At 59.0% G+C, this 18019-nt stretch carries 9 protein-coding genes and 1 rRNA gene; 6 read left to right on the top strand and 4 right to left on the bottom strand.

All coding sequences use genetic code 11. From position 1 onward, the window contains the following. Positions 1-5774 (top strand): immunoglobulin-like domain-containing protein (locus BFP93_RS17710; RefSeq protein WP_176717572.1); only part of this gene is annotated, 5774 nt, incomplete at its 5' end. A 151-nt stretch (positions 5775-5925) separates the two neighbouring features. Continuing rightward, positions 5926-6264: a tryptophan synthase subunit beta gene (locus tag BFP93_RS17705; protein ID WP_065884439.1), complete on the top strand. Its 339-nt coding sequence runs from the start codon at positions 5926-5928 to the stop codon at positions 6262-6264. A 209-nt stretch (positions 6265-6473) separates the two neighbouring features. Here BFP93_RS17705 and lapD read toward each other — a convergent pair whose 3' ends face one another. Continuing rightward, the gene (gene lapD, locus BFP93_RS17700) at positions 6474-8420 is read right to left on the bottom strand and encodes a cyclic di-GMP receptor LapD (protein ID WP_065894042.1); all 1947 of its coding nucleotides are present in this window, start codon (positions 8418-8420) and stop codon (positions 6474-6476) included. Positions 8421-8434: 14 nt separating this feature from the next. Continuing rightward, entirely contained in the window at positions 8435-9127 is a 693-nt protein-coding gene (lapG, locus tag BFP93_RS17695) for a cysteine protease LapG (RefSeq protein WP_065894041.1), read from the bottom strand. 252 nt (positions 9128-9379) lie between these two features. On the opposite strand from lapG, the gene BFP93_RS17690 reads away from it, so the two are divergent. The 4 genes from BFP93_RS17690 to BFP93_RS17675 all read left to right on the top strand — a co-directional run bounded on the left by BFP93_RS17690 (position 9380) and on the right by BFP93_RS17675 (position 15541). Beyond that, positions 9380-10090 (top strand): GntR family transcriptional regulator, encoded by a 711-nt coding sequence (locus tag BFP93_RS17690; protein WP_065894040.1) that lies wholly within the window; start codon positions 9380-9382, stop codon positions 10088-10090. A gap of 374 nt (positions 10091-10464) precedes the next feature. Further along, complete coding sequence (locus BFP93_RS17685) at positions 10465-11223, top strand: DUF3050 domain-containing protein (protein WP_065894039.1); 759 nt, start codon at positions 10465-10467, stop codon at positions 11221-11223. Next, positions 11220-12167: a diiron oxygenase gene (locus BFP93_RS17680; RefSeq protein ID WP_065894038.1), complete on the top strand. Its 948-nt coding sequence runs from the start codon at positions 11220-11222 to the stop codon at positions 12165-12167. Before BFP93_RS17685 ends, BFP93_RS17680 begins: the two co-directional genes overlap by 4 nt. After that, positions 12164-15541 carry an amino acid adenylation domain-containing protein gene (locus BFP93_RS17675; RefSeq protein WP_065894037.1) on the top strand — a complete coding sequence of 1126 codons (3378 nt, stop codon included), beginning with the start codon at positions 12164-12166 and terminating at the stop codon, positions 15539-15541. Before BFP93_RS17680 ends, BFP93_RS17675 begins: the two co-directional genes overlap by 4 nt. A gap of 51 nt (positions 15542-15592) precedes the next feature. Here the strand turns inward: BFP93_RS17675 and BFP93_RS17670 are convergent, their stop codons facing one another. Further along, positions 15593-17473: a methyl-accepting chemotaxis protein gene (locus tag BFP93_RS17670; protein ID WP_065894036.1), complete on the bottom strand. Its 1881-nt coding sequence runs from the start codon at positions 17471-17473 to the stop codon at positions 15593-15595. 274 nt (positions 17474-17747) lie between these two features. After that, positions 17748-17863 (bottom strand): 5S ribosomal RNA (rrf, locus tag BFP93_RS17665). Between the last annotated feature and the right edge of the window lie 156 nt (positions 17864-18019).

Here is an 18019-nt window from a genome sequence, read left to right as displayed (position 1 = left end):
CCGCTGTGGCACCAGATGACGTGTACAAGGGCGACCAGACCGTCACCACTGCTATCAAGACTGTCACTGGGGGCGAGCACTTCGAAAATCTGGTGCCAGGCAGCACGCCGGTTAACACCACCGTTACTGATACTCCGGGCACCGACAACACCACCACCGTTACCCTGACAGCTCCGGCCCAGGCGAACGAAGGTGGTCAGATCACGTACACCGCTACGCTTTCCAATAAAGCGGGCAGTGACGTCACGCTGAAGTTGGATAACGGTTCGTCGATTATCATCAAGGCGGGCGATACCGTCGGCACTGTGACTGTGCCTGCGCCTACCGATGACGTGTTCATCGACAAGAGCACTCAAACCGTCAAGATTACCGACGCAACGGGCGGCAACTTTGAGAAGTTGGAAGTTGCTGGCAACGGCGCAACCACCGCGATCAACGACACCATCGACAAGGTCGACGTTGTACTGACCGCCACCACTACTATTGGCGAAGGCGGCAACATCGTCTACACCGCCAGCCTTGTGGATAAAAACGGCGCGCCGGTGACCAACATCACCAATCCGTTGACCGTCACACTGGATAACGGCAAAACCATCACCATCGGTGTGAACCAATCCAGCGGCACGGTCACCGCTGTGGCACCAGATGACGTGTACAAGGGCGACCAGACCGTCACCACTGCTATCAAGACTGTCACTGGGGGCGAGCACTTCGAAAATCTGGTTCCAGGCACCACGCCGGTTAACACCACCGTTACCGATACACCGGGTACCGACAACACCACCACCGTTACCCTGACCGCGCCAACCGCCGTCAACGAAGGTGGCCAGATCACTTACACCGCTACGCTCTCTAACAAAGCGGGCAGCGACGTCACGCTGAAGTTGGACAACGGCTCATCGATCACCATCAAGGCCGGCGACACCGTCGGCACCGTCACCGTGCCTGCTCCAAGCGATGACGTGTTTATCGACAAGAGCAATCAGATCGTCAAAATCACCGACGCTTCTGGCGGCAACTTCGAAAAACTGGAAGTCGCAGGCAACGGCGCAACCACTGCGATCAACGACACCATCGACAAGGTCGACGTTGTACTGACCGCCACCACCACCGTCGGCGAAGGCGGCAACATCGTCTACACCGCCAGCCTTGTGGATAAAAACGGCGCGCTGGTGACCAACATCACCAACCCGTTGACCGTCACCCTGGATAACGGCAAAACCATCACCATCGGGGTGAACCAATCCAGCGGCACGGTCACCGTCGTGGCACCGAACGACGTTTATAAAGGCGATCAAACCGTCACGACCGCCATCAAAACCGTGACCGGTGGCGAGCACTTCGAGAACCTGGTGCCAGGCACCGCAGCGGTCAATACCACCGTGACCGACACCCCTGGCAGCACCGATCTGACCAGTGTCACGCTGAGCGCGCCAAGCGCCGTCAACGAAGGTGGCCAGATTACCTACACCGCGACTTTGAGCAACAAGGCCGGCAGCGACATGGTGGTGCAGTTGGACAACGGTTCCAGCATCACCATCAAGCAGGGTGCGACCGTGGGCACGGTGACGGTTGCGGCACCAAGCGATGACGTGTTTATCGACAAGAGCACTCAGACCGTCAAGATCACCGGCACAACGGGTGGCAATTTCGAGGGTGTGACTGTCACACCGGGTGGCGCAACCACCACGATCAACGACACCATCGATGATGTGACGGTGGTGCTCAAAGCCACCGGCTCGGTCAGCGAAGGCGGGCAGATTGTCTACACCGCGTCGCTGGTCGACAAGAACGGCGCGGCAGTCACCAACCTCGGTTCCGACCTGGTGGTGAAGCTGGATAATGGCTCGACCATTACCATCGGCAACGGCAAGTCGAGCAATTTCACCACGGCCACCGCGCCTAACGATGCGTATGTCGGTGCCAATGACGTCACGACCAAAATCAGCGGCGTCGTCAGCGGCGGCGACAAATACGAGCACTTGATGGTTGATGGCAGCACCGTCGTCACCAAAGTCACGGATGTGGTCACCAACACCACCCTCAGCCTCAGCGGCGACGCATCGGTGACTGAAGGCGGCACCGCGCATTACACGCTGAACTTGAGCAACCCGGCGCAAACCGATCTGACCGTCACGCTCAAGTACAGCGGCACGGCCACCGACGGCTCGGATTTCAATGGCGTGTACACCGTGAAGATTCCGGCCGGCGCCAGCAGCGTGCCGTTTGATATCCGCACGCTGGACGACAAAATCACCGAGCCGACGGAAAAAATCGTCATCACCATCGACAAGACCACCGGTGGCAATTTCGAGAACCTGGTGATCGACAAGGGTACCGTCAGCACCGATATCCTCGACAACGATGCACCGCCGGTCATCGACCTGGACGCCAACAATTCCAGCGGCGCCAGCGGCAACGATTACAAGACCACCTTCACCGAAGGCACCGCCGGGCAGGGTGTGTCGATTGCCGACACCGATATCAGGATCACCGACCCGGACAGCACGCTGCTGACCGGCGCAACGGTCACCCTGACCAACGCGCAAGCCGGTGATGCCTTGAACGAGGGCAACACCGTCAATGGCATCAGCGTCAGCACCAATAACCAGACGGGCGTCATCACCCTGACGTTGTCGGGCAGCGCGACGCTGGCTGACTACATGCAGCGCATCCAGAACATCACGTTCACCAACAACAGCCACGACCCAAGCACCACGCCGCGCACTATTACCGTGACGGTGACCGACGGCGGCAACTACTCCAACGTCGCCACCACCACCGTCAACGTGCTGGCCGTCAACGATGCGCCAGTGGCAACGGGCGGGGCCGTAACCGGTACCGAAGACACTGCGCTCGCGCTGACCTGGGCCAACTTCGGCGTGACCGACGTGGACTCGCCGCAAGCCAGCCTCGGCGTGAAGATCACCGACCTGCCGGTGGCCGGCAAGCTGCAATACCTGGCGGCCGACGGCACCACCTGGACCAACGTGACCAGCGGCCAGACCTTTACCAAAGCTCAGGTCGATGGCGGTCAGTTGCGCTTTATGCCCAACGCCAACGAGTCCGGCGCCGACGGTTATGGCGGCACCGGCATCGGTAACAAGCAGGCCGATTACGCACAGTTCAAGTTCCAGCCTACCGACGGCAAGGACCTGGGCAGCAGCGCCACGGTGAAAGTCGATATCACCCCGGTGGCCGATGCACCGACCCTGAGTGTGGCTGACAATAACGTCACCTCGACCGGCCTGATCAAGCAGAGCTGGAGCAGCATCTCGGGCCTTGGCACCAACGGTAATGGCGCCGCACCGGACGTACTGAAAAAAGCCATTGATGGCGCCGGCACGCCCAACAGCAGCGCGGTCATAACCAACGTTGAGTCCACCGAAAACGTCAATCCCGGCTCGGGTGCCAAAATCTCCGGCCTGATGTACATGGAAGCCGGCAAGAACTACACCTTCAGCGGCGTCGCCGATGACAGCCTGCTGATCAACGTCGGCGGTAAAGACGTGGCCAGCGGCTTGTGGGGCACCAACAGTGGCAAGTTCAGCGGCACGTTCACGCCAACGGTCAGCGGCTATTACAGCCTTGAGATCTACCAGGCCAACCAAGCGGGGCCTGGCAGCTTCGACGTCAACCTGTCGATCAACGGCGGGACGGTGCAGAACCTGAGCACCAGCACCGTGCCGCTGTACACCGGTATCACCGACCTGACCAACGCCGGCGTGACCGTGTCCGACCTGCATGGCAGCAATGGTGACGGTTACTACGTGGGCTACAAGCTCAACGAAGGCCTGGAAAACGGCAGCGTCAAACTGTCCAAGATCACCAGCGCGCTGACCGATACCGACGGTTCGGAAACCCTGGCCGTGAAGATCGGTGGCATACCGGCAGGCTCGGTGCTTACCGACGCAGCGGGACACACCTTTACCGCGACCAAGACCGTAGGCGAAGTCAACGTCAACGGCTGGGACCTGGGCTCCCTGACCATCAAGCCGCCGACCTATTACAGCGGCCAGTTCAACCTCACCGTCACCTCGACGTCTACCGAGAGCATCGGCGGGTCGGCGAGCACCACCGCGCAATTGCCCGTCACCGTGTACCCCGCCATCTACAGTTCGGTCACCGGCACCTCGGGCAGCGACTCGATCATCGGCACCGATGGCAACGACATTGTTGTGGCCGACATCGGTGGCCTGAACGTGGTGCAGGGCAAGAACTACAACATTGCCTTCATGGTGGACAGCTCCGGCAGTATGAGCACAGCGTCGATCAACGCGGCGAAGTCGTCGCTGACCACGGTGTTCAACTCGCTCAAAGACAGCCTGGGTGCCAACACCTCCGGGACCGTGAACATCTTCCTTGCGGATTTCGACACTCAGGTGAACAAATCCATTGCGATCAACCTCAATGATCCAAATGCGTTGACGCTCTTGAAGGCGGTGCTGGACTCAATGTCCTCAGGTGGCGGCACGAACTACGAGGACGTATTCAAGACCACGGCCAACTTCTTCCAGAGCGGCCTGGCCACTGGCAACACCGGTGCCACCAACCTCACCTACTTCATCACCGACGGCCAACCGACGTACTACCAGAGCGGCGAACAGACCAACCCGATGGTGGTCGACTTCTACAAGAGCAGTACTACCGATGGACGCCTGGACGACTACGTCAACGCCAACAATTATGTGTTGGGTAACACGTTCAGCATCAATGTGAATGGCACCAACCTGCAATTGATCGACAGTGACGGCCAGGTACACCAGTGGGTGCAAACCCGCAACGGCGGCTGGTACGACAACGGCGTGTGGGGCACCGTGCATGCCCAGGGCGACGGTACATTCGAGGTCTCGTACCGCAACGGCAGCGGCAGCGGCACTGACACGGCAACCAGCGATAACGCCAACAGCGGTTTCTTGCTGCTCAAAGGCCTGTCGCAAGTGGAAGCGATCGGCATCAATAACGAGGTCAGCCTCAATGATTTGAAGCCGTATGACAGCGATGGCAAGCCGCAAAGCAACATCGATCCGAAGGACCTGGCCAACGCCATCCTAGGCCACACCGAAGCAACGCTGCCAGGCGCGGACACCGTCAGCGGTGGCGACGGCAATGACATTCTGTTTGGCGACCTGGTGAGCTTCAGCGGGGTGACCGGTGAGGGTTACAACGCGCTGCAGGCCTTTGTGGCACAGAAAACCGGTATGGCCGTCTCGTCGGTCACCACCTCGAACGTGCACCAGTACGTCACCGAGCATTACGCGGACTTTGACGTATCCGGCGCCAAGGACGGCAATGACACGCTGATCGGCGGTGGCGGCGATGACATTCTGTTCGGCCAGGGCGGCAACGACGTGCTGGACGGCGGCAAGGGCAATGACATCCTCTTGGGCGGCACCGGCAACGACACGTTGATCGGTGGCCAGGGCAACGACATCCTGATCGGCGGTTCGGGTGCCGACACCTTCATGTGGAAGGCCGGTGACATCGGCAATGACGTGATCAAGGACTTCAAGGCATCGGAAGGTGATCGGATTGACCTGCGCGACCTGCTCAAAGGCGAGACGGACAGCACCATCGACAACTACCTCAAGATCACCACGGTAGAAGGCGTGTCGACCCTGCAAGTGAGCAGCGAAGGCAAGCTCAACACCGCTGGCGGCGTGGCCAATGCGGATGTGACCATCAAGCTGGAAGGCAACGATTGGTCTCATACCAGCATCAACTCGCTGATCAGCGGTGCAGATCCGACCATCAAGATCGATCACACCGCCTAAGCTTGGATAAGTCGGCCGCCCTCGAGGCGGCCGATTTATCCGGGCGATACGTTGCTGGCCCTGGCGGCCGGTTGCATCGCATACTCGCGTTTATCAACACACGGCCAGCCTATGGGGCTAAAGGTGTGTGGCTCATCTTCGAGGGGTTCTTATGTTTTACGTGCAACGTGATGCACAGGGCGCGTTGAGTCGCGTAGAGGCCGCCGCCTTTGCCGAATCCACCGACACACTGCCGGCCGATCACCATGAGATCCAGGCCTGGTACGCCAACGAAGTGGTGGAAACCAGCCTGGCCCAACTCAAGCAGAGTGACCTGGAGATGATTCGGGTGCTGGACGACTTGATCCAGGTGCTCACCCGCAAGGGCGTTATCAGCGTGACGGACCTGCCGCCCGCAGCCCAGGCCAAACTGATGGACCGTAACCAGGCGCGGGAAGCGTTGGGCGGGTTGAGCCAGTTGATCAATGATGATGAGAAAGGGCTTATCTGAGCCCTGAATGTGGGGCTTGCCCTGATACCGTCTGTAGGAGCGAGCTTGCTCGCGAAAAACGTCAACGATAACGCGTGCTTCCTGAATGAACGCGGTGCCTGTGAGTTTTTCGCGAGCAAGCTCGCTCCTACAAAAAGCCTTTGATCGTTCCCGCGCTCCGCGTGGGAACGATCAAATCAGGGCAAGCCCCCTCCCACATGTGTTCTGCGTTATTTCCAGGGCGCCGGCTCGCCGAACAGCTGGCCCTGCACACCAAAAATCCCCATCTCGCGAATCACCTTCAGCTCACCCTCGGTCTCCACACGCTCGGCAATCAACGGCAGGTCGATACTGTGGGCCGCGCGCTGGATGGCTTCGATAAACAGGCGCTTGTCGCTTTCCTGGTCGATGGCGCGGATGTAGCTGCCGTCGATTTTCAGGTACGCCAGGCCCAAGCGGGCCAGGTTGCCGATCATGCTGAATCGCCCGCCGAAACGCTGAAGACTCAGGGAGAAGCCCAGTTCGCGCAGGCGCTGGGTCATCTGTTCCAGCACAGGCTGCTCCGGCAGTTGCTCTTCACCGATTTCCAGGGTGAGACGCGGGCCCAGGTTGCTGTGCTGGCGCAGCAGGTCATAAATACGCTGCAGGGCCTCAGGGTCCTGCAGGGTCGCGGCTGAAAGATTCAGCGCCAGGTTATGGCTGTGGCCGGTCATCTGTTTAAGCACCTGTTCGAGCATCAAGCGGTCCAGGCGGGCCGACCAGCCGAAACGCTCGAGCCATGGCAGGAAACGCCCGGCGGGCAGGGTATGGCCATCTACGTCTTGCAAGCGCGACAGCACTTTGTAGTGCAGGACCAACTGCGGGTCCTGGCTGGCGACGACCGGCTGGAAGTACAGCTCGAAACGCTGCTGCGTCAGCGCCTGGTCCAACAGCGTGTACCAGGCATGATGATCGTCACCGACGCGGGCGGCGGCACTGTGATCGAGGCACACCCAAGTGCTGTCACCCTGCCCTTCGGCCTGCGCCAGGGCTTGATCGGCGAGGGTCAGCAGCGCCTGCGGCGCATCGCCATGGCTGAAAGGTGCCAGGCCGATATAGGCCACGGGCGCGACGTCGCTGGCGCCGGTGGCCTGCAGGCTGAGCAACGTACTTTCCAGGTTCTGCGCCAATTGCAGCGCTTCTTCACGCGTCAGCCCGGGCGCCAGCACGGCGAACTCGCCGCCACGGATACGGGTTACGAGGTTGTGGGTTTCCGGGTACGGCTCGCACTGGCGCAGCAGCTGTTCACCGACCGCTCGCAGCAACTGGTCGGTACGCTGGCCCCCCAGGCGCTGGTTCAAGCCGGCCAGGTCCTTGACGCGCAACACCAGCAGGTAGCCGGAGTTGGTTTCTTCGGGATTGCTGACGCGGGCGTTGAGCTGCATCTCGAAATAACGTCGGTTGGCCAGACCGGTGAGGTTGTCCTGGTAGGATTCGGTGCGCAGCTTTTCGCTGCGCTCGGCCTGCTCCTGGAACAGTGCCTTGAGCTTTTCCACCATCTGGTTCATCGCCTGCACCACTCGGCGCAGTTCCGGCGTGCGCGGCAGGTCGGGCAGGCTGAGGAATTCTCGACGGGCGATCGCATGGGACTGTTTGACCATGTAGTCCAACGGTTTCAATTGGCGGCGCAGCAACAACCCGCCAAGCACCACGCTGACCGCACCGCACAGCAGCAACCAGCCGAGGCTGCCCAGGGCACTCTGCCAGAGCTTGGCCAGGGCGAACATCGGATGGCTGACCACCTCGACGCGCGCCGCCTGCTCCCAACCGCGGCTCACCAGCGCATCGCCACCGGCCGGCTCCAGGCCGATCAATTTAACGAACCAGGCGGGCACGCCGTTGTTGTCGGGAATGCCGCTGCGCTCAACGATGGTTTTGTCCGTGGCCAGGTCCACTACGCGGATACTGGCGTAGTAACCGCTGTCGAAGATCGAGCTGACCAGCAGCTCCACCATGGCCGGGTCATCGATGTTGGGGGTGAGCGACAGCGCCAGCGCCGTCGCGGCATCCTGCGCATGGGAGCGCAACTGGTTGACGTATTGCGTGCGCGAACTTTCCAGGCTGACCATGAAGCTGCCGCTGAAGGCGACCACCAGGAACAGACAGATTGCGATCAATAGTTGTTTGAACAGAGACATCCGATCAGTTACTCCTAGTTGGCAGGCTCGGCTGGGAAGCCTTCCGCACGCATTTTTCTCAACACATCCTGCCAGCGCGACAGGCGTTTGGTATCGCCGACCTTCTTGTTGCCCTTGGCGCCGGGCAGGTACAGGCCCTCGGCGTTGAATGAATACACCGGGATCAAATCGGTACGGCGGGTAGCCGGCAGGATGTCGTCCATCAGGCTGTCGAGCACCAGCGGGATCGCGTCGGGGGTGGAATAGTAGGTCAAGACCATGTGCGCGCGATTCTGACGCAAGGCCTTGACGTAGGTAATGCGCAATTTGTCGCTGGACACACCCAGGTGACGCAAACTGAAATACTTGGCGATTGCGTAGTCTTCACAGTCACCGGCGCCCTTCCAGAGGGCTTCGATGGGTGTCTCCCAATAATCGACCGCGTGCCAGAGATCGATGTCTTCGACGTAGGTCATTTGTTTGTTGAAAAACAAGTTAACGACCTTGAGCTGTTCTTGTTCGCTGACCTGCTTTTGACTGGCCAACAGCCGCTGCCAGGCGTCAATACGCGGCTGGCCTTCGCCCAATGGCCCGTACAGGGCGCTGGCCTTGCGGCTGATCTGCGAGAAATCCCAATCGGCATGCAGCCCGCCAAGCATCAGGCCGGCCAATAAGATCGCTGATAAAAGCCAGCAAAGAACTCGATAGGGAATAAAACTTACCGCCAAGGCGTTCAGTCCATGAAGAGAGACGGAATTTCAGCAGATGGTGAAGCTTCGTCCCGGAAAAAACAATGGCATAGTGAGATCATCGCTCGGTAGAGCGACTTTGTAACCCCCTTATGTGAGACGCACAAAATACCCGCTGTAAGCCCTTACAAACGGAAACTCTGGTGGTTTGACAAGTGCTCGGGCCATCCCTAATGTTCATTGGATCCAATAAACACACTCTATTATTCAACAAAGGAGGCCAGCGTAACCGTGACGCCGAAGCCGAACCCTTTAAGCAGCATCAAGGTCAGCGGGCCTATTCCCGCTCATCTTGCCCGCGCCGTTATTGAAGAAACGTTGCGCAACGCCATTCTCGATGGACGGTTGCCCTGTGGCACCGCTATGCGCCAGCAAGAGCTCGCCAGCCTGTTCGGCGTCAGCCGCATGCCGGTGCGCGAAGCATTACGCCAGTTGGAAGCCCAATCCCTGCTGCATGTGGTGACGCACAAGGGGGCAGTGGTCGCCCCGTTGATTGAGGACAATTCGGCAGAGACCTATGCCCTGCGCATGCTGTTGGAGTCCGAGGCTTTGCGCTTGTCGATCCCATTGCTCACCGAGGCTGATATCGCGGAGGCAGAGGCCTGTATCAATGCGCTGGAGCGTGAGAAAGACTACAGCGAGATCGGCCGCCTCAATCGCCTGTTTCACATGGTCTTGTACGGCAAGGCGCCAAACCATCGCCTGCTCAAACTGGTGGAACATGGGCTGAATGAGGAAGAGCGGTTTCTGCGCTTCAACCTTGAGGCAATGGGGCTGGGCGAGACGTCACAAGAGGACCACCGCGAACTGCTCAGCCTGGTGGTGCAGAAAAAAATCGACGAAAGCATCCTGACATTGCGTAATCACTTGATGCGAGGCATGGAGGTCATCAATACATACCTCAATGGCCTCGACACTGCGGATCAAGAAGGCACGTTATAAGGCGTGCGCAGCGCTCTTCCAGCCTCTACACCGCGCGGCACCTTTCCCTGTCCGGAAGCGTCCCGCGCCGGTAACGCCGTAAACACCTCGCAAGCCTTAACTATCGGCGTTAAATAAAGAAATCTCTCACACTTAAAATAACTATTTCTCTCGGAAGCTTTTTTCGAAAAAACATCTAATACATTAACAAGTTCATCCAGACGTTTAATCAGCTTACTATCGCTCGCCAACCCAATAAACCTATCAATCAGCAGGCCGCATAGTGAGCCCGCACTAGTGGCGTGGGCACACTTCAACGTTAATCTTTTATCTAACAACTACAAAACTCCATCACTGCAACTAGAGCAGTCGCAACAATTTTATAGGCGTCAACCATGCACCATCATTTTCTTGAACAAAAAAAACTGCAACTGTGCAACCACCCGTTATTTCCAGAAATAACTTCACTTGGCAAACTGCAACACTTTATGGAGAGCCATGTGTTTGCGGTTTGGGACTTCATGACCCTGACCAAACGCCTGCAACAAGATCTTACTTGTACCCAGATCCCCTGGCTTCCGCCCGTCAATCCACAGGCCGCACGCCTGATCAATGAAATCGTGCTGGGTGAGGAGTCGGATGAGCACCCGACGCGGGGCCATTGCAGCCACTTTGAGCTGTACCTGGATGCCATGGTGGAGGTGGGCGCCGACACCCGCGCCATCGCACATTTCATTGATCTTCAACACCAGGGTGTTGAGGTCAGCGCGGCGCTGCAAAGGGTCGGAGCGCCCTCTGGAGTGCCGCGCTTCGTCGACAGCACCTGGCAACTCGCACTCAGCGCGCCCACGCACTGCGTAGCGGCGGCCTTCCTGCACGGACGTGAAGGCGTTATAGCTTCAATGTTCGAGCGCCTCCTGAGCAGCAGCCCCTTCATTGCTCGTCAGGCCCCCACCTTGTGTTACTACCTCAACCGCCATATCGAACTGGACAGCCAGGAGCATGGGCCGGCGGCAGAACAGGTGCTCCAGCATTTGATCGACGCAGATCCGACTCGCCGGCAACAAGCCCACAGTGCCGCCCTTGATGCCCTGGAAAGTCGCATTGCGTTCTGGGATGACGTACGGGCCTCGATGCCAGAGGTACACCCATGAGCCCCATCGACTACCGCTCCTTCGCCGAAGACTGGGAACGTCGGGCAACTATCCGTACGCGTCCGCGCCGCATCATGGAAGACGACGACAGGCTGATCTATCCCCTGTGCCGCCAACCCCTGGTGCTGACTGCAACCTTCCTCGACCACTGCCCGCAATGGCGTGACTTCGTGCTGGCGCAAAGCTTTTATCGATTCATCCATGACATCGTGATTTTCGAAACCGAGATTGTCGATAAGACTGCCCGAAGTATTGCCAAGAATCGCTTCTCGCTGCCGCTGCCCCTCGCCTGCCGCTACGACGCGATGACCGTCGTGGTGGATGAGGATTACCACGCATTGGTAGCACTGGACTTCCTGCAGCAAGCCATCGAGCTGACCGGTATCCAGCCGCTCGACCTGCCCGGGCAGATCGAACTCAGCCGTGCCCTGCCGGCAGCGCAGGCGCAGGCACCGGAGCACTTGCGCGATGCGGTGGAGTTGATCGTCGTGGCCATCGCCGAAAACACCGTCACCCATGACGTGGCGGCCTTTTCCAAGGACGACAGTGTCAAGGCGTCCGTGCGCGGGCTGATGGCCGACCACCTGTTTGACGAGGGGCGCCACGCACAGTTCTGGACACAGTTGGTACGCATCTATTGGCAGTCGGCAAGCGCGCAGGATCGGGACAGTATTGCGGCTGTGCTACCGACGTTCCTGAGCCATTACCTGACCAACGACCTGCAGAAAGGCTTCGACCTGCAGTTGATCCAACACCTGGACATCAGTGTCGATGTTCGTTCGGCGCTGCAGGATGAAATCGTGGCGCTGGACTTTCCCATCACCCGCCAGCACCCGCTGGTTGGCAACATCATGAGCTTCCTGCATCACAGCGGCCTGCTGCACACCTGCAGCGTGGCACGCGCTCTGGACGACTACTTGCCCGCGCCGGGGAGGCTGGCATGAGGCGCCTGACGATTGAATGGGGCGTGGCCGGTGACGCGCTGGAAGCCCTCAGGCACGTACTGGAACAATACGGGCATGCCGTTGGGGGCGAGTCGGTCGACCTTGTGATCGAGGACGGTAGTCAGCCACCGTCAGCCCTGTCCACAGACGCGGCCTGGATGAGCCTGCGCCTGGTTATCGGCCCCCCGTCCGAACATGGGCTGCCCAAGCTGCAGTTTCGCTGCTACGACCGCGAGCGGCGCCTGGTGGCCGTACACGATGTTGCCCAGGAGCCCAGCGGCAACGGCCAGCAGCTGCGGCGTCGGGCGGCGAACGCCTTGGTGGAATGGGCCGCGTCATTGGTCAGCGGATTCTCAAGGGATCCAGGCTTTTTCTGCCCAATGACCCACTCCGACGCAGCGCTTGAACAGGGTTTGCAAGGGCTGGAGGCGCTGGCGTTCATGCATCGATTCAATCGTACGGCAGATACCGCGCTGCTTCGCGCGGCACAGGTGCCCATGATCGAACGCCTGCAGGCCAGCCTTGGCGCCTTCGCCAATCGCACGGCGCTGAATATCGCGGGTCGCGTGGTGACGTATCGCCAACTGCAGGAAAAAGCCATGGCGATTCAACAACGCCTGCTGCCCCTGCTGGAGAGCAACGAGACCCCATCGGTGGTGGGTGTGTGCCTGGAAAAATCTACCGAACTCTACGCGAGCATTCTGGCCGTGCTGGGTTGCGGCGCGGTGTATGTGCCACTGGCCCCGGATCATCCGGTAAAACGCCAGCACCGCATGTTGATAAGCGCAAATGCCTGCGTGCTGCTGGAAAATGGCCTGCACCCGCTGCGAGATCATTTCGTGTCACTTGACGTGAGTAGGCTCGCCCCGCGTGACATCGACCCTGCTCAACCGCTGATGCGTCATCGTCCCCATGCCAATGCGCCGTGCATGGCACTGTTCACCTCCGGCACCACCGGGCAGCCCAAGGGTGTGCTGCTCAGCCAACATAATCTGGCGCATTTCACCGCCTGGCTCAGTACCTGTGTGGCGCTGGATGATAAAAGTCGCGTCCTGCAATTTTCACCGCTGAGTTTTGACTCCTCGCTGATCGATATTTTCCCCGCCCTGATGGCGGGCGCAGAGCTGATTGTTCCCAGCGCAGAGCAGCGTCAGGATCCTCAGCAATTGGTCGAGTTGATTCGCCTGCAACGCGTCACCCACGCTTTTTTACCACCGGCGTTACTCAGCATCCTGCCACTGGACCAGCCTCTGGGCCTCTCCCACCTGCTCACCGGCGGCGATTTTTGCGAACCCTACGTGATCGAGCGACTGGCAGGCCAATGCCAGTTGCACAATTTCTACGGCCCTACCGAAGCCACAGTACTGGCAACCCATCGAACGTTTCGGCTCAGTGACAGCAATCGCAACATCGGTTTGCCCATTGCCAACAGCCAGGTCCTGATCCTCGACGACCACTTGCAACCGGTGGATGAGCAAGTGATGGGCGATCTGTACATCGCAGGCCCGGGCGTCAGCCAGGGTTACATGAACGATCTGCCGTACGCTGACTCGCCGTTCGTCAAGCTGGCGCTGCCTGATGGACAATGGCTGCAGGCTTACCGTAGCGGCGATCTGGCGAAATGGACGCCGGACGGTATCGAGTTGGGCGGTCGACGGGATGATCAGGTCAAGATCCGCGGCTTTCGAGTCGAGCCTCAGGAAATCGAGCAGTGCCTGCGCAGCAGTCGGTTGTTTCGCCAAGTAGCCGTGGTGATTGATCAGGCCTGCAGAATCATTGGCTTTGCTGCCCAGCCCGAACCCGGCGCGACCCTGGCCAGGCTGAAGGATCATGCCCGACAGTGGCTGCCCGAGCATATGCAGCCGGTCGCCTGGAGCGAGCTGCCGAGCCTGCCATCTTCAAGCAACGGCAAGATCGATCGCACGGCGTTGCGGGAGGTGCCAGGTACCCGCACCGGGGAAATCACTCGTCGCAGCACCCACACGCCAGTCCAGGCGCAGTTGGTGCAGTTGTGGGGGGAGTTGCTGGGGTTGTCTGCCGGTGAAGTATCGATCGACGACAGCTTTTTCAGCCTGGGTGGCCATTCGATCCTGCTGTCCACCTTGCTACTGCGCTTGCGCGAGCAATTTGGCCGCAGCTTCTCCCTGAGCCAATTTTTTGAAGCGCCGACGATTCGTACGCTTGCCTTGCAGCTGGAGGGCGAAGCGCTGCCGGATACATCTTTCAGCCAGATGGAAAGCGATGCATCCCGAGCCCTGAAGCTTGAGGTGCTGCCCGAGACCCGCGCCGGAGACCCGCGCAAGGTGATTGTCACGGGAGCCAACAGCTTCGTCGGCGTGCATATCGTCCAGGCATTGCTGGCGGGGGGAGCGCAAGAAGTCGCGTGCCTGGTGCGAGCGCTCCCCGGCCAGTCGGCGGCGGACCGATTCACCCAGGCGCTGCGCGAATATCGCCTGGAACAATTGGACCTGCGCCGAGTGCAGGTGTACGCCGCAGACCTGCGCCAGCCGCGCCTGGGCCTATCCTTTGAGGCATTCGAGCACCTCGCCCGTCATCATGGCGTGCTTGTGCACAATGCCGCGCAGGTCAACCATGTGATGGACTACACAGCACTGGCCAGGGACAACGTCGAACCGGTGTTTGAATGCCTGCGCCTTTGCGAGACCTACTGTAAGAAGGTCTTCAATTTCATTTCGACGCTGTCGGCCTGCAGTACCCTCGACACTGATCGGTATGTGCTTGAAGCGCCCGCCAGCGGCGCGTTACCGCTCTATGTCAAAAACGGCTACAACCTCTCGAAATGGGTGGCCGAGCGATTGCTGGGGCGAGCAGTCGAGCAAGGGGCCTGGGTGAATATTCATCGACCGGGCAACATCAGTTTCAACAGCCGGAACGGCGTCTGCCAACCCGATAGAAATCGCTTGATGTTGATGCTCAAGGGGTCGCTGCAATTGGGTAGGGTCCCTCGAATGGAAGGGAATTTCGACTTGATGCCGGTGGACTTCCTGGCACGCTTCATTGCGTTTCACTGCCGGCGTTTTGTCGCGGGGCGAAACGTGTTCAACCTGCACAATCCACAACCGCTGAGCTGGGACCAGTACCTTGATGCGTTCAGCCAGGCGGGACACATTTTCGAACGGACAAGCCTTCAACAGTGGCAACGGGCGTTGCGAACAGTTGGCCATGACAATGCGTTGTTCGGCGTACTGGGCTTCTACCTTGATGGGGTGGGTGAGGACATCGGCGACACGTCGATGATCCATTACAGCAACGCCCAATGGGGGTTGGAGCAAATGGGCGCACACTATCCGCCAAAGAGCCCCGTGTTGTTACGCAAAGGCTGTGACTACCTGAAAGCCATCGGCTTTCTCTGAGCGGCACCAGGGCAGTCGGAACGGGAGGCCTCGCTCCGACTGCCGGCAGGATCAGATTTTGAAGCTATCGACCAATTGCTTCAATCGACTGGCCTGCTGGGACAGCGCATCGCAGTCCTTGAGCGTCTCATTGAGATTGACCACGCCTTGTTGGTTCAGCAGGTTGATCTGGTTGATGTCGACGTTGAGGGTTTCAACCACCGCCGTTTGCTCCTCGGTCGCTGCGGCGACCGATTGGTTCATGCCGTCGATCTCAACGATCCGCTGTGTCACGCTGACCAGACGCTCACCCGCCTGGTTAGCCACTTCAACGCTTTCTTCGCTGGAAACCTGGCTGGCGTTCATGGTGGTCACGGCTTCACGCGAACCCACTTGCAGGGAAGTGATCATCTTGTGAATCTCTTCAGCCGACTCCTGGGTACGGTGAGCCAGGTTACGCACCTCGTCAGCCACCACGGCAAAACCACGCCCGGCTTCGCCGGCACGGGCGGCTTCGATGGCCGCGTTCAGCGCGAGCAAGTTGGTCTGCTGGGAGATGCCCTTGATCACATCGAGGATGTGACCAATGTTGTCGGTACTGGCGTTAAGGGTCTCGATCTGAGTGCAGGACAGGCTGATTTTCTGCGACAGTTCCGACATCGCCTGGATGGTTTGCTCGACGACCTTGCGTCCATCGTCAGCTTGCTCACTGGCGCCGCTGGCATGCTGTGAAGCATCGGCGGCGTTACGTGCGATTTCCTGGGTGGCGGCGCCCAGTTCGTTGATCGCTGCAGCCACGCTGTTGGTACGTGCACTCTGCTCGTCGGAGCCGATGATCGACGCGTTGGACGATGCCATCACGCGCTGGGACAGGTCATGCACCTGGCGTGTCGCCGAGGACACTTCGGAAATCGAGGCGTGGATACGCTCTACAAACTGATTGAATGCGCTGCCGACTTCGCCGAACTCGTCTTTGCTCGTAACGTCGAGGCGCCGGGTCAGGTCACCTTCGCCCTGGGCAATATCCTTCATCGCGACGCCCATGGTGGTCAGCGGGCGCAACAATACCTGGATCAACAGACTCAGCAGCACGGCAATCGCCACCACGGCGATAAGCATTGCTATCAATGCTGAGGTGCGAAATTTACCCAGTGCGGCATAGGCTTTGTCTTTGTCGATAGACAGACCGATGTACCAGTCAGCCCCTGGCAAACCGCTGATTGGCGTAAACGAGAGAATGCGGTCCTGTCCATTGAGGACAACCTCTTGGTTAACCTTCTCGATGCGCAGCTGGGTGCCTGGGTAGATGTCCTTGAGGTTTTTCATCACCTGGTCCTGGTCAGGACTGACGATGACTTGGCCATCACCACTGACCAGGAACGCATGACCAATACCGCCGAAATCCACCGAGTTGATGATCTTCACCAAGGTTTGCAGGCTCAAGTCTCCACCCACAACGCCCAACAACTCTCCGTTCTTCTTCACCGGCATGGCGATCGTTACGATCTGGCCGCCCACAGCTGCCATGTAAGGCGGGGTAAGCATGGGTTTGTCTGCCGCTACGGCTTGCTTGTACCAAGGGCGCTGACGCGGGTCATAGCCCTCGGGCATCTTCGCATCGGGACGCTGGGTGAACACACCGTTGGTTTGACCCACGTAGGTAAACTGGAAGTTGGAGGTGAATGCCGGTTGATCGACCAAACCCGGCAGATCGGCGCCACTCCCTTGATGAGCAACGTTTTGTGCCAGGTTCTCCAGAACCAGAATGCGGCCGCTGAGCCAGTTCTGCACGCTGCTGGCGGTAAGCTCGCCGGACTGCTGGATGGAGGACGCCAGGTTTTGCCTGATCGTGTTGCGCTGCAGGTAATCGTTATAGAGCGTGAACAGCGCGAAGGCCAGAACCACGACGCCTGACGCCGCCAACAGAATTTTATGACTGAACTTGAGATTCATTTCATCGACTTCTTTTGCCAAAAGGGGGTGAGCGTGCCGAGTGGAACATTCCATGTAACGCAATAGGCGGACTCTGCGACCGCTCTATCTCGGTGCACACATGGCTCGTCAGGCTTTCGGCCAGAAAATGATAAATCTTAGAGTTTTGTGTGAATCTTCCTTTTTTAGAGCAAGGCGCCGACAGGCGGTAGAGACGCAGTCGATTATCAGCCTTTGACGGCCTTAAACGACAAAACCCCTGTCTGCGTTAGCAGACAGGGGTTTCGGAATTCAATCTTGACGATGACCTACTCTCACATGGGGAAACCCCACACTACCATCGGCGATGCATCGTTTCACTGCTGAGTTCGGGATGGGATCAGGTGGTTCCAATGCTCTATGGTCGTCAAGAAATTCTGTGGACCAGGCCGTTGCATTGGCAACGTACCGGTGAAATTCATGAGCTTCTACATAAACAAAACCCCTGTTTGCGTTAGCAAACAGGGGTTCTGGAATTTAATCTTGACGATGACCTACTCTCACATGGGGAAACCCCACACTACCATC

This window comes from Pseudomonas sp. 44 R 15, assembly GCF_900004965.1.
Classification (GTDB): Bacteria; Pseudomonadota; Gammaproteobacteria; order Pseudomonadales; family Pseudomonadaceae; genus Aquipseudomonas; species Aquipseudomonas orientalis_A.
This window is presented reverse-complemented; position numbering and strand designations above follow the sequence as displayed.